Raw genomic sequence first — 13056 nt, 5'->3', positions numbered from 1 at the left:
TAGGTTGCGATCAGGTCGTCACACGGCGCACCCCTGCCTTGATCAGCCCCTCGATGAATGCCGCTCCCCCTTCGGAGCGAAGCAGCGGATACTGCGCATCGCGGAGAGCTTCGATGGAAAAGTCCGGCTCGACCGCTTTCAGCCGGGCCAGGATGTCCTGGGATGCTTCCTTGTCTCCAAGATGAGCGTAGCTCGACACGAGGTAGCGCAGGATCGAGTTGAACTGCGGCCGATCCTCCATCACCATCCGTCCGACGCGGACTGCCTCCTGGTGTCGTCCCGACAGGGACGCCGTGATGCAGCAGGATGTATCGAAGTAGAAGCGGTACGGACTGGATGTCCCGAGCTCCCGCGCCCATTGCGCGCAGCGCAATCCTGTCTCGGGGCGTCCTATATAGGCATGAAGCATCGAGTAGAGATCCCAGCTCAAGGGCTGGGTCGGATTGATCCTGATCGCCCGCTCGAAGAGATTCGCCGCAATGTCGTATTCGCCGAAAAGGTAGGAATGCGTATGGCCGACCAGCGCCAGCGTCAGGGCATTCTGGGAATCGAGCGCCAGAGCCTTGTGGCTGAGGAACTGAGCTTCCTCGAGCAGGGGACGGACATTGTGGGAGAACCGCTGCCCGACACGGAACGTGAGGAGAAAGGCGAGCCAGGCATAAGCCTGCGAGGACGGCGCCAGCTCGATGGCGGAACGAAGGATTGTCTCGGCCTGGTCCAGGTCATCCTTCGACAACCGGAAGATCCGGTCGATGGCGGAGAGAACAAGCGCGGAACCCGACAGGTCCTCGCCATCCCTTGACGGGCTCTGAACGAGAATCTTCAGAACGCCGTCCACGGCGCGCCGTATGATCGGAGCCACGAGAGACAGATGGTCCGTTTCCTGCGAGCGCGCGGAGACATGCTCGCTGTCGACCCAGATCAGCGAACGGTCGGAGGCTCTTTGCACGCAGAGCGTGACCTGAATGGCTCCGTTCGAACCGGTCGCCCGACATTGGAAGAGGAACCGGGTCTGAACGAGTTCGGGCACAGGGTCACCGGCACCGACCGCCCTGCCCGCGCCGTCGCCCGCCGGGGCAATGGACGACCAGAGGTCCGTGACACCGACCTCTCCGGTCTCGAGCAGGCTTTTGGCAACGAGTTCGTTGACCCGGTCGCCCAGGCTGATCGGCACGTTTCCCACGGCAATCGCAGGAAGAATTCCGATATGGACGCGTGTCGCGGCCTTCGGGATCGCCGTCTCGGTACGCTGCGATGGAGCATTGTTCCCATGAACGAACGCGTGGCTCGGCAGGCGGCTTCGCTTTCCCTGGGCTCCCGCCTCGATGGCCTCCATCCGGCTCGCCCAGAACTGACGCTCCAGGCTCAGCCATTCCTCGAATTCCGGATCGCCGATATCGATCCCTTCCAGCAGCTCGCGGTCCGGGCCGGCCGACGCCACGTCAAGATCGCTGCCCTCGCTGGTCTCTGTCGCCCGGATGTCGGTCCACACGCGGTCGAGATCGAGAGAAACCGTGTTCTTGTCGGCATTCAGGATATCCTGCGCCAGCGGACCGAGCGCTTTGCGCAATTCGGTGAGGGCCTGCCGGAGACTGGCACTGGCCTGCTCCTCCTGACGATCGCTCCAGAGCTTGTCGCGCAGCCACACGCGGCTGCGGGCGCCCCGCGGAGCAAGCGCCAGCATCGCAACCAGCGCCTGGACCTTCTGCCCCCGCGGCGTCCTGACCGTGCCCGCGCCGTCCTGGACTGTCAGGGGACCCAAGAGAAATATTCGGCATAACGGGTCGGCTCGGTGGCTGTTCATGGCCAATGCCTCTGCCGTTGGAAGCAATGACGAAAAGGATAGGTGCGCTTTCGAATCACCGCAAGAAAAAGCAACGCTGGAGCATCGGACCCAAAAGTGAGGTTGCCCATCCGGGTCTGTCGCTCCACCACGGTATAACATCTGGCGCGCCGGCCATATCATTCTGGCTGCTCGATCTGGATGAATGCCACCACGGCACTCTTCACCGCGGCCGTAAGAGGCGCGTGAGCCCATCGTGAAATCGTACCAAATGCCGGACATTTTCTCCGGCCGGTCGATGAAGTTCACGCGTCGGTCACGATCCGATGACACCGGAAGGGCATGGTAGCGACAGAACGCAGGACAAGACCGCCCTGCGGGCATGAAGCCAACACCGACTGGGATCCATCCCGGGAGGATGCCATGACCCTGACCTTTCTCGATCCCCGCTCCGGCCGGCGGGTCACCATCACGGTGCCGGACGGTCCTCCGCCCCCTGAGGATGTGCCGAAGCAACCCTCGATGCGCCCGGGAGAGCACCGGCTGTGTCGACCCTTCGGAGAAGCGACATGACGCCGGCCCAGGGCTGCCGGACCAAAACCGCCGCAACCGGGCGCCTTGCCGGGGAGCGGCGCCCGCCGCCAGAGCATCGGACCCAAAAGCGGACCCAGGTTTGGGATCGGATCCGATGCTCCGCTCTTGGCCGGCGCATCATGCGAAAAACCGGGTCCACTTTTTCGCATGATGCGCCAAGGCTCCGGACGGAGCCTCGGGCCGTCGCGCGCCGATGGCGTCGCCGCGCGGTGGCCGCGCACAGGACCGGGCGTCAATCAGGAGAGTTCCATGCCCCGTTTCTATGACACCTGCGCCGGACCCATCGACGGTCTCTATCTGCCCCCCATCGCCTGGGCCGTGCTCCAGCGGGAGGGGATCCACACCCTCGAGCAGCTCGCGGGCCTTGCCGACCGGCTCGAGCATGTCGAAGGGATCGAGCCCAGGATGGCGGAAGTGATCCGGGAGGCCCTCGCCCGTGTCGCATCGCCCGAAGAGCGGGTCTTTCGCGAGATGCCGCTGGGTGCCATTGGCCCATGGTGCGCGTAATCCCGATCACGGCGAGCCTTTCACCGGTGAGCGGCCGGTTCCAGCGTCCGATCCGGCCCGTCAATCCAGGCCGGCACGGGCCAGCCCCTCGACCAGGCGCGCCCGGTCCTCGGCGCGGACGAAACACGATGTTGCCCCGACCCAGGCCCGTGAGATGTCGGGGACGAGCGACTTGAGCCGTCCGAGCAAATCCGTGGCGGCCTCCCGGTTGCCCATAAGCCCGGCACAGGTCGTGCCGATGACCAGCGGATAGACGTGGCCGGACCGCAAGCGATGCGCCTCCCGGGCATACCTCAATCCAAGCTCGTAATTCGCGCCCTGGAAATAGGCCATCGCGTAGTAGAACTGAAAGTCGCCGAGAAAAGCCTCGCGCGGGCTCAGCCTGAGGGCGTAGTCGATGCAGGGAATGGCATCCGCCGCGCGGCCCCCGTTGGCATGCACGAGTCCCAGCTGGCCGTGCGCGAACGCGGAGTTGGGGTTGATCGCGACCGCCTGGCTGATCGCCGCCATCCCCAGGGCATCGTCACGCGTCGCATAGGCGGTCATCGTCTGCGCGAGGTAGGCCCACGGTTCCTTGTCGTCGGCAGCAATGGCCTGCCGGACGACATCCCTGGCAAGGGCCAGGGCGTATCCCATGTCCTCCCATCCCTGGAACGCGCGCCACATCATGATCCAGCCCTTCATGGCGAGCGCCTGGGCATAGTCGGGAGCCAGTCCGATGGCCCGATCGAGCAGGGGGAGCATCTTCCAGCTGCTCTCCTCGGACAATTGGGAACAGAGGAACGCCGCCCGCACGACACATTCCCACGCGTCGAGGCCTTGATGCGGCTTGAGCCTTTCGCGGGCATGCTCCGCCGCCATGAGTTCCGGCCCGATGCGGCCGACGACGCTTGCGGTGATCTCGTCCTGAATGACGAAGATGTCGCCGAGGTCGCCGTCGTACCTCTCGGCCCAGAGATGGGCTTCGGAGGCCGCATCGATGAGCTGCGCCGTGACCCTGACGCGGTTGCCGGATGTGCGGACGCTCCCCTCGAGGACATAGCGGATGCCGAGTTCACGCCCTATGGCGCGCACGTCCACGGGCTTTCCCCTGAAGGTGGACATCGTGTTGCGGGCGATGACGAAGAAGCCTTTGAGCTTCGACAGCGCCGTGGTGATGTCCTCGGTCAGTCCGTCGCTGAAGAAGTCCTGCTCCGGGTCCGTCCCCATGGTGCTGAACGGCAGCACGGCAATGGACGGTCGGTCCGGGAGTGCGTGCCTGGGCGATGCCGTTCGTGCGGTCTTCCTTTCCAGAAGGGCGCGGTACAGCCGCACCGGCCGCTCCAAGTTCTTGAGCGCGCGTTCGCCCAGGTACTCGTAGTCGCAGTCAAGCTTGCCCTGGAGGTGGTCGTACGCGGTGCCGGAAATGCAAAGGCCGCCCGGATCCGCCAGGGGCTGGAGGCGGGCCGCGATGTTGACGCCGTCGCCGTAGAGATCCCCGTCAGCCTCGCGGATCACATCACCGAGATTGATGCCGATCCGGAAGACGATGCGTCGCTCCGTCGGGATGGCGGCCTGGTTCTCGGCGACGCTCTTCTGGATGGCGACCGCGCACGCGACGGCATCGACGACCGAGCCGAACTCAACGAGCGCGCCATCGCCCATCAGCTTGACGATACGGCCCTGATGCTCGGCCAGCAGCGGATCGATCACCTCCCGGCGCAGCGCCTTCAGGGCCGACAGCGTCCCGGCCTCGTCATGCTCGACGAGGCGGGAATAGCCGACGACGTCGGCGGCCAGGATCGCGGCCAGCCGACGCTCCGCTCTCGCCGTTGCCATGGCTGTGTCTCCCTCGGGAGATCCGCCGGATGAAGCCCGGGCGACTGACGCGACACGCACCGCCCGGCGGCCCGGCACCGCGACCGTGCCAGTTCATGATACCACCGGGGCGGCCATGTGGCGACGCTTCACGGGAATGCCGCCTTCGACGACAACAGGTCCGCGAAGCGGTCGCTGCAAAGATCTGTCGCAGCCCCTCGTTTCAGGATTTCCCCGGTGAAATCTCAGGTGTTCACCGGATATCGGTTTCCCGCCACGGAGCTAAGCTCACCTCGAAGCAGAACGGCCCGGGCAACAGGGCCGGCGCAAGCGAAGGACTCGCGAAGGACTCGCCGAAGGGAGACCTTGCCATGACAATGGCCGAGCTGACGGCGGCGCTCGCGTCCGCCCTGCCCTTCCTTTCCGCTGCAGAGGCCGCGCCCACGCGTCCGCGCGGCGTCGTTGCGAGCGCGTCTGTGCGGATGGGACCTGTCGACCGGGCACGATGGGGCCCGAGCGGCGGCGGGCTTCGTGACCGCGGCGGCCCTCCGCCGGCTCCCGGCTGCGGCTCGCACGACACCGATCCCCGACGAACCCGCGGCTTCCGGGACGTCTGTCCGCGCTGACACACAGGAGAACCACATGGATCTGCACAACAGCCAGAACATCCACCGCTGCGTGGCCGAGGGCATCGGCACCTTCTGGCTCACCTTCGCCGGCTGCGGCAGCGCGGTGATCGCCGCCGCCTTTCCCGACGTCGGCATCGGGCTGCTCGGCGTCTCGCTCGCGTTCGGGCTGTCCGTGCTCACCATGGCGTATGCCATCGGGCACATCTCCGGCTGCCACCTCAACCCGGCGGTGACCGTCGGCCTGGCGGCCGGCGGGCGCTTTCCCAAGCAGGACATCCTGCCCTATGTGGTCTCGCAGGTGATCGGCGCCGTGGTCGCGGCGGCGGCGCTCTACGCCATCGCCACCGGCTCCCCGACGTTCGACCTCGCCAAGGGCTTCGCAGCCAACGGCTATGGGGCCCATTCGCCCGGCCAGTACAGCATGATCTCGGGCTTCATCGCCGAGGTGGTGCTGACCATGATGTTCCTGTTCATCATCATGGGGGCGACCCACGGCAAGGCGCCGGCGGGCTTCGCCCCCATCGCCATCGGGCTCGGCCTCACCCTGATCCACCTCGTGGGCATCCCGATCACCAACACGTCCGTGAACCCCGCCCGCAGCACCGGCCCGGCCCTGTTCGCCGGCGGCTGGGCCCTGGCGCAGCTCTGGATGTTCTGGGTCGCGCCCCTGATCGGTGGGGCCATCGGCGGGATCCTCTACCGCTGGCTCAGCGAGGAGCCATCCGCCCAGGTCACCGGCGTCACGCCCGCCGCACCGGCCGAGTAGCGACGGGGTCTGCCATGACGCTCCTCGAGCATGAGACGCTTCCGCTCCGGACCAGCCCGCCCCATGCGGACATGATCTGGGTCGCCGGCGGAACATTCCGCATGGGATCGGACCGACATTACCCCGAGGAGGCTCCCGTCCATCGCGTCACCGTCGATGGCCTCTGGATGGATCGGACGCCGGTCACCAATCGGCAGTTCCGGGAGTTCGTCCGCGCGACCGGCCATGTGACCATGGCCGAGCGGAAGCCCGATCCCAAAGACTACCCCGGGGCTCTCCCCCACATGCTGAAGGCCGGCTCCCTTGTGTTCAAGCCGCCCAGAGGGCCCGTGGACCTGCGCGACTGGAGCCGGTGGTGGAAGTTCCGGTTCGGCGCCACCTGGCGGCAACCGACGGGTCCGGGCTCATCGATCGCCGGTCTCGACGACCATCCGGTCGTGCACGTGGCCTACGAGGACGCCCAGGCCTATGCGCGCTGGGCCGGCAAGGACCTTCCGACCGAGGCGGAGTGGGAGTTCGCGGCCCGCGGCGGGCTCGATGGCGCCGAGTTCGCCTGGGGCGAGGAATTCACCCCCGGCGGACGGCACATGGCCAACACCTGGCAGGGCGCCTTCCCGGGTCAGAATCTGGCGAGCGACGGCTATGAGCGCACCTCGCCCGTGACGGCCTTCCCGCCCAACGGCTACGGCCTGCACGACATGATCGGCAACGTCTGGGAGTGGACGTCGGATTGGTACGCCTCGCAGCATCCCGCCGATGCCGCCAAGGCGTGCTGCATCCCGGAGAACCCACGCGGCGGACGCGAGGCCGACAGCTACGATCCTCGGCAGCCGCAGGTCCGGATCCCCCGCAAGGTGCTCAAGGGCGGATCGCACCTGTGCGCGCCGAACTACTGCCGCCGCTACCGTCCGGCGGCGCGGCACGCGCAGCCCGTCGACACCTCGAGCAGCCACATCGGCTTCCGGTGCGTGGTTCGCGGGCGGGAGGCGCGATGATGGCCGACGCGGCGACGCCCACGCAGGTGTTCCTGGCCCGGCTGGTGGTCATCGTGGCGGCTCTCCTCCTCGGGCTCGGCCTGTACTGGTACGGAGGCTCGGCGGAGGTCCACCGGCGGATCTGGAGCGACATGGCCGCCCGCCCGGGCGGCCCGATGACCTTCCGCTTCGTCCTTCAGCCTTGCATGGCCGCCCTCGCGGCCTACCGCGACGGATCCAGGGACGCGCGCCTCGGACGATCTCCCTATCTCTGGTCGGTGATCACCGGTTCGGATGGAACCGCCGGGCGCCTGTGGGAAGGCCTGGTCGCGACCGCGCGGATCCTGCTCCTGGGCCTCGTCATGGACGGGATCTACCAGACGACCGTGCTCGGCACCTTCTATCCGGGCGAAATGGTGCTCATCGCGGTCCTGCTCGCCTTCCTTCCCTATGTGCTGCTGCGCGGGCCCATCGCACGTCTCGTGAGCTGGTGGAACGCCCGGCATGGGGACTCCTCTCCACCAACGGGTTCGAAGAGGTGACGTGTCATGGCCCCTGCCCCCGGGACAACACCGGTCACGGCGCAGTCCGATTCGGATCGGATCTCCGTCGAGCTGTCCTCGCGCCGAACCGGCATGTCGTTCCAGCGCACGCGGATGAGCGCCGACCGGACGCTGATGTCGGTGCTGCGCACATCGCTGTCGCTGATCAGCTTCGGCTTCACGATCTACCAGGTGTTCGAGAAGCTCCGGGAAGCCGGAACGATCACGCATGCGGCGGCGCCGCGCAACTTCGGCGTCGCCCTGGTGCTGCTCGGCATCGGGATGCTGGTCATCGGGATCGTCTACCACGTCCGGTTCATGATCGGCCTGCGCGAGGAGCGCGAGGCGATGAAAGCCGCCGGCCTCGTCCATGGGGAGAGCCGCTTTCCGGTCTCGCTGACGCTGCTGACCGCCATCGTGCTCCTCCTCATCGGCGTGGCGGCCGTCATCAGCATGCTCTTTCAGGCCGGGCCGTTCGGGTGACGAGGCACCGGCCCGGCCGGTCGGGACACCTTCGTGTCGAGGGAGCCGACCATGCCGCAAGAGCCTGGATCGACCATCACGCCGGCACCGAGGTCATGTGCCGCGCGCCGGCAAGGCGCCTAGCTCCCGCTCCACGGCTTCATGTTGATCACATGAGCGAGCGACTCGAACCGCCTGCCGCAGGCCAGGTGGTAGTCGCCGGTCAGCCCCTTGGATCCGTCCGGGTCGTTCTGGAACTCCACCCTGGTCTGACGCTCGCTCGGCAGGATCGGCCGCTTGCAGGCCTGGCACGACGGACCGCCTCGTCCGCCGCCAGCGAAACACTTGTCATCGAGAAACACGCCACTCTCCGAAATCGTCACGCGCCACGTCCGTCCGCGCCACAAAGGCCGCGGTTCGAGAGGCAAGCCGGGATGCCGGCTCCCAACAACGATGCGCCGGGGCTCTTGTTCCGACCCTGCCGGAGTCGCATGGCAGGACAATACTCAGTTGCGTCAGAACCTTACAGGGAGAAGCAATGTCATGGCTAAGTCACCCAAAGGCAACAAGCCGAACATCCTCGTCATCTGGGGCGACGACATCGGCATCTCGAATTTGAGCTGCTACTCGCACGGCCTGATGGGCTACAAGACTCCCAACATCGACCGTCTGGCCGAGGAAGGCATGATGTTCACCGACTCCTACGGCGAACAATCCTGCACCGCCGGACGCTCCTCCTTCATCACGGGCCAGAGCGTCTACCGCACGGGACTGTCCAAAGTCGGCATTCCCGGCGCGCCCATCGGCATGTCGGACAAGATCGTGACCATCGCGGCGCTGCTGAAGGAACAGGGCTACGCCACCGGCCAGTTCGGCAAGAACCATCTCGGCGACCTCAACTCCATGCTGCCGACCAACCACGGCTTCGACGAGTTCTTCGGCAACCTGTACCATCTCAATGCCGAGGAAGAGCCGGAGATGGACGATTACCCATCGGAGAAGGACTTTCCGCAGTTCCGCAAGATGTTCGGACCGCGCGGGGTCATCCGGTCGTGGGCGACCGACAGGGACGACCCGACCGAGGAGCCGCGCTGGGGCCGCGTCGGCAAGCAGAGGATCGAAGACACCGGGCCGCTCAATCGCAAGCGCATGGAGACGGTCGACGAGGAATTCGCCGCCGCGGCCAAGGATTTCATCAAGCGGCAGCAGGACGCCGGCAAGCCGTGGTTCGTGTGGCTGAACACGACCCACATGCATTTCATCACCCATACGAAGCCCGGGAGCCGCGGTCAGGCCGGACGCTGGCAATCCGGCTATCACGACACCATGATCGATCATGACAAGCTGGTGGGCGACGTCCTCGACTACCTCGATGAGCTCGGCATCGCGGACGACACCTTCGTGCAGTACTCGACCGACAACGGCCCGCACCGCAATTCCTGGCCGGATGCCGGCACGACGCCCTTCCGCAGCGAGAAGAACACCAACTACGAAGGCGCCTTCCGCGTGCCGCTGATCGTGCGCTGGCCGGGCAAGATCGAGGCCGGCTCCATCAGCAACGAGATCGTGCAGCATCACGACTGGCTGCCGACCTTCCTGGCCATGGCCGGCGATCCGGATGTGGTCGAGAAGCTGAAGAAGGGCCATCGGGCCATCGGACGCACCTACCGGAACCACATCGACGGCTACAACCTGCTGCCGTACCTGACCGGCGAGCAAGAGAAGAGCCCGCGCAACTTCTACTTCTATTTCAGCGACGACGGCGACATGCTGGCGGTCCGCATGGACAACTGGAAGATCGTCTTCATGGAGCAGCGCACCGCAGGCACGCTGGCCGTCTGGCGCGACCCGTTCACGCGGCTGAGGGCGCCGGTCATCTACAATCTGCGCACCGACCCGTTCGAGTTCGCCACGGTCACCTCGAACACCTACAACGACTGGATGTTCCGCCACGCGTACCTGATCTATGCGGTGCAGGCGGTCGCGGCGAAGTTCGCCGAGACCTTCAAGGACTTCCCGGCCATCCAGAAGCCGAACACCTTCACCATCGACGACGCCATGGCCAAGATGTCGGAGGCTGCGACGGGAGACTGACCGATCATCCGCTCTCCGCCGGGCGAGGCCTCGCCCGGCGGAGAGCGACACGCTGTGGGAGAAGCAGGCATCGCGGGTGGAGGCGGCGATGAAGGAATGGCTGGTCACGGTCACGGAATACTCCGTTCTCCTCATCGACACGATCGCGCTCGCCATCGTGCTGTTCGGCACCCTGGAGGCGTTCCTGGCAGGCTTTCGCGCGATGCTGACCGGGCAAGCGACGAACATCGAGCGCCGCGAGGTCTGGCTGCGGTACGCCCGCACCCTGGTGGCGGGCCTGACCTTCCAGCTCGGGGCCGACATCATCGAGACATCGGTCACGACCGGCTGGGAGGCGGTCGCTCGGCTCGGCGCCGTCGCGGTGATCCGCACCTTCCTGAACTTCTTCCTGGAACGGGACCTGACCGAGATCCGCGAACTCCAGCACGAACGCGCCAAGGAGCGCATGCGGGAACCGACAGGAGCCTAGAATGATCCGACGCCACCTGCTCTCGCTGCTCGGAGCGGGCCTGCTGGCCCTCTGGACATCGCCCGCACCCGTTCAGGCGCAATCCCCCGCATCGGACCCGCTGCCGTCCTGGAGCGACACGGCTCCGAAGCGGGCGATCGTCGACTTCGTCGCCCGCGTCACCCGGGAGGGCGGGCCGGACTTCGTCGCCGTCGAGGATCGGATCGCCACCTTCGACAACGACGGCACCCTCTGGGCCGAGCAACCGGTCTACTTCCAGGTCGCCTTCGCCCTCGACGAGGTGAAGCGCCTCGCGCCGCGGTTTCCCGAGTGGAAGGACAAGGAACCGTTCCGGTCCGTCGTCGAGGGCGACCTGAGAGCCCTCCTGACGGCGGGAGAGAAGGACCTTCTGGAGATCATGTCGGTCACCCATTCGGGCATGACCACGGCGGAGTTCATGAAGGCGGCGACCGACTGGCTCGCCACGGCACGCCATCCGACGAAGGGGCGTCTCTACACCGACCTGGTGTACCGGCCGCAGATCGAACTTCTCGGGTACCTGAGGGCGAACGGGTTCAAGACCTTCATCGTCTCGGGCGGCGGCGTCGAGTTCATGCGGGCCTTCGCCGAGCGGGTCTACGGCATTCCACCGGAGCAGATCGTGGGCTCGTCCGGCGTGACGAAGTTTCAGATCGGCCAGGACGGCAAGCCCGTTCTCCTGAAGGAGCCGGAGGTCGCGTTCATCGACGACGGCCCGGGCAAGCCCGTCGGCATCGACCGCTTCATCGGCCGCCGGCCGATCTTCGCCTTCGGCAATTCGGACGGCGACCTCCAGATGCTGCAATGGACGGCGGCGGACGATGGCCCCCGCTTCATGGCCATCGTTCACCACACCGACGCGGAGCGCGAATGGGCCTACGACCGCCAGTCCCATATCGGCAGGCTCGACAAGGCCCTCGACGAGGCAACCGCCAGAGGATGGACCGTCGTCGACATGAAGCGGGATTGGAAGAAGGTGTTCGCCTTCGAACCCTGAAGGATCACGACCATGTCTTTGATCGACATCTTCGCCTGGATCGTCCTGATCGTTCTCGCCGCGACGCTGGTCGCGATCGTCGCGGCGCTGGGGACGATGCCCGGCCGCATCGCCCGCAAGCGCGGCCATCCCTGGCCCGAGGCCGTGACTGTGGGGAGCTGGGCGACGCTCGTCTTCGGCTTCGTGTTCTGGCCGCTGGTGCTGATCTGGGCCTATGTCGACGTGCCGGAGCGACGGGGAACGCCGCGATGATCGTCGTCCTGCTCAACTCCTATATCGCGCTGCTCGCCCTGTTCGTCTGGCTGCGGTTCATTCCGTTCAACACGTTCTGGAAGATCTCTCCGATCGTCGTGCTGCTCGTGCTCCTCGTCGGCCTGTTCATCCCGATGGGATGGGGTGCGCCGTCGGGACCGGCGGCCCTGCTGCGCAACTCGGTGCAGATCGTTCCGTCCGTCGCCGGAGAGGTGGTGGATGTGCCGGTCGCCGCGAACACCCCGGTCAAGGCGGGCGACGTGCTGTTCCGCATCGATCCGACCACGTACCAGGCCCAGGTCGACACCATCGAGGCCCAGCTCAAGTTCGCCGAGCTGCGGCGGTCCCAGTTCGCCGAGCTTCAGGGGCGGGACAGCGGTCGGGCCTTCGACGTGCAGCAGCGCGAGGCGGAGGTCGACCAGTTGCGGGCCCAGCTCGAAGGCGCCAGGTGGAGCCTCGACAGGACCACCGTGCGGGCGCCGGCGGACGGCTACGTGACGAACCTGGGTCTGCGGAAGGGCGCGCGGGTCACGGCCCAGTCGCCCGTCATGGCCTTCATCGACACCTCGGAGGCAATCCTCGGCGCGGAGGTCCCGCAGATCTACGTCCGTTACATCGAGGCCGGGCAGCCGGTGGAGGTCACGTTCAAGCCCCTTCCCGGCGAGGTCTTCCCCGGGCGCGTCGAGACGGTGCTGCAGGCCGTCGCGAGCGGCCAGACGCAGGTCGGCGGCACGGCCGTCGCCCCGTCCGAGGTCCAGGCGGCGCCGTTCGTCGTCCGCGTCCGGCTCGACGACCGGGAGGTGGCCAGGCGACTGCCGGCCGGGAGCACGGGAGTCGCCGCGATCTATACGGAGCATGTCAAGGCAGCCCACGTGATCCGCAAGGTCGTCCTGCGCCAGACGGCGATCCTCAACTACGTCAATCCGTTCTAAAGCATCGGACGCAAAAGTGGGTACCGGTTTTGCGTGAAAAGATGCTCCAAACCAAAAGCCTCAAGCATCGGGCGTGAGTTCGATCACACGTCCGATGCTCCAGCGCACCGTGCGAAAAAGATCTCATGGGCAGCGACCGCCGGAGTGGTGAAGTAAGGCGGTCACCTCACCTCATCTTTGGAGGCCGCTCATGCTTTCCTCTCCCGCAGCAGACGCTTCAGTCTCACACAACACTCACAC

15 protein-coding genes are annotated in these 13056 nt (G+C 66.3%); 12 read left to right on the top strand and 3 right to left on the bottom strand.

Features of this window, described 5'->3' with window-relative positions; genetic code table 11:
- Positions 1 to 10: 10 nt before the first annotated feature.
- Positions 11 to 1762 carry an AfsR/SARP family transcriptional regulator gene (locus NF876_RS28975; RefSeq protein ID WP_262271799.1) on the bottom strand — a complete coding sequence of 584 codons (1752 nt, stop codon included), beginning with the start codon at positions 1760 to 1762 and terminating at the stop codon, positions 11 to 13.
- Positions 1763 to 2206: 444 nt separating this feature from the next.
- On the opposite strand from NF876_RS28975, the gene NF876_RS28970 reads away from it, so the two are divergent.
- Positions 2207 to 2356: a hypothetical protein gene (locus NF876_RS28970; protein WP_262271798.1), complete on the top strand. Its 150-nt coding sequence runs from the start codon at positions 2207 to 2209 to the stop codon at positions 2354 to 2356.
- A 270-nt stretch (positions 2357 to 2626) separates the two neighbouring features.
- Entirely contained in the window at positions 2627 to 2884 is a 258-nt protein-coding gene (locus tag NF876_RS28965) for a hypothetical protein (protein ID WP_262271797.1), read from the top strand.
- Positions 2885 to 2944: 60 nt separating this feature from the next.
- Here the strand turns inward: NF876_RS28965 and NF876_RS28960 are convergent, their stop codons facing one another.
- Positions 2945 to 4702: an adenylate/guanylate cyclase domain-containing protein gene (locus tag NF876_RS28960; protein WP_262271796.1), complete on the bottom strand. Its 1758-nt coding sequence runs from the start codon at positions 4700 to 4702 to the stop codon at positions 2945 to 2947.
- Positions 4703 to 5052: 350 nt separating this feature from the next.
- On the opposite strand from NF876_RS28960, the gene NF876_RS28955 reads away from it, so the two are divergent.
- The 5 genes from NF876_RS28955 to NF876_RS28935 all read left to right on the top strand — a co-directional run bounded on the left by NF876_RS28955 (position 5053) and on the right by NF876_RS28935 (position 8075).
- A complete protein-coding gene (locus NF876_RS28955; protein ID WP_262271795.1) occupies positions 5053 to 5307 on the top strand; it encodes a hypothetical protein in 255 nt (84 codons plus the stop codon).
- A gap of 16 nt (positions 5308 to 5323) precedes the next feature.
- Positions 5324 to 6076 carry an aquaporin Z gene (gene aqpZ / locus NF876_RS28950; RefSeq protein ID WP_262271794.1) on the top strand — a complete coding sequence of 251 codons (753 nt, stop codon included), beginning with the start codon at positions 5324 to 5326 and terminating at the stop codon, positions 6074 to 6076.
- Between the two features lie 71 nt (positions 6077 to 6147).
- Entirely contained in the window at positions 6148 to 7071 is a 924-nt protein-coding gene (locus NF876_RS28945; RefSeq protein ID WP_373696737.1) for a formylglycine-generating enzyme family protein, read from the top strand.
- Positions 7071 to 7592, top strand: coding sequence for a hypothetical protein (locus NF876_RS28940; RefSeq protein WP_262271792.1), 522 nt, complete (start codon positions 7071 to 7073; stop codon positions 7590 to 7592). The genes NF876_RS28945 and NF876_RS28940 overlap by 1 nt, the downstream gene beginning before the upstream one ends.
- A gap of 6 nt (positions 7593 to 7598) precedes the next feature.
- Complete coding sequence (locus tag NF876_RS28935) at positions 7599 to 8075, top strand: YidH family protein (protein WP_262271791.1); 477 nt, start codon at positions 7599 to 7601, stop codon at positions 8073 to 8075.
- A gap of 119 nt (positions 8076 to 8194) precedes the next feature.
- On the opposite strand, the gene NF876_RS28930 is transcribed toward NF876_RS28935, so the two are convergent.
- On the bottom strand, positions 8195 to 8416 hold the full coding sequence (locus NF876_RS28930; protein ID WP_262271790.1) for a hypothetical protein: 222 nt from the start codon (positions 8414 to 8416) through the stop codon (positions 8195 to 8197).
- Positions 8417 to 8597: 181 nt separating this feature from the next.
- Here NF876_RS28930 and NF876_RS28925 point away from each other — a divergent pair, with 181 nt between their 5' ends.
- The 5 genes from NF876_RS28925 (at position 8598) to NF876_RS28905 (ending at position 12816) form a co-directional block, all read left to right on the top strand.
- On the top strand, positions 8598 to 10148 hold the full coding sequence (locus NF876_RS28925; protein ID WP_262271789.1) for an arylsulfatase: 1551 nt from the start codon (positions 8598 to 8600) through the stop codon (positions 10146 to 10148).
- 88 nt (positions 10149 to 10236) lie between these two features.
- Entirely contained in the window at positions 10237 to 10617 is a 381-nt protein-coding gene (locus NF876_RS28920; RefSeq protein WP_262271788.1) for a DUF1622 domain-containing protein, read from the top strand.
- Between the two features lies 1 nt (position 10618).
- Positions 10619 to 11632 carry an HAD family hydrolase gene (locus NF876_RS28915; RefSeq protein WP_262271787.1) on the top strand — a complete coding sequence of 338 codons (1014 nt, stop codon included), beginning with the start codon at positions 10619 to 10621 and terminating at the stop codon, positions 11630 to 11632.
- A 12-nt stretch (positions 11633 to 11644) separates the two neighbouring features.
- Positions 11645 to 11884 carry a DUF3302 domain-containing protein gene (locus NF876_RS28910; RefSeq protein ID WP_262271786.1) on the top strand — a complete coding sequence of 80 codons (240 nt, stop codon included), beginning with the start codon at positions 11645 to 11647 and terminating at the stop codon, positions 11882 to 11884.
- Positions 11881 to 12816: an HlyD family secretion protein gene (locus NF876_RS28905; RefSeq protein WP_262271785.1), complete on the top strand. Its 936-nt coding sequence runs from the start codon at positions 11881 to 11883 to the stop codon at positions 12814 to 12816. The genes NF876_RS28910 and NF876_RS28905 overlap by 4 nt, the downstream gene beginning before the upstream one ends.
- Positions 12817 to 13056 lie beyond the last annotated feature (240 nt).

It is taken from the genome of Microvirga yunnanensis, assembly GCF_025460875.1.
The sequence above is the reverse complement of the archived record's forward strand: the minus strand, read 5'-3'. Positions and strand labels throughout refer to the sequence as shown.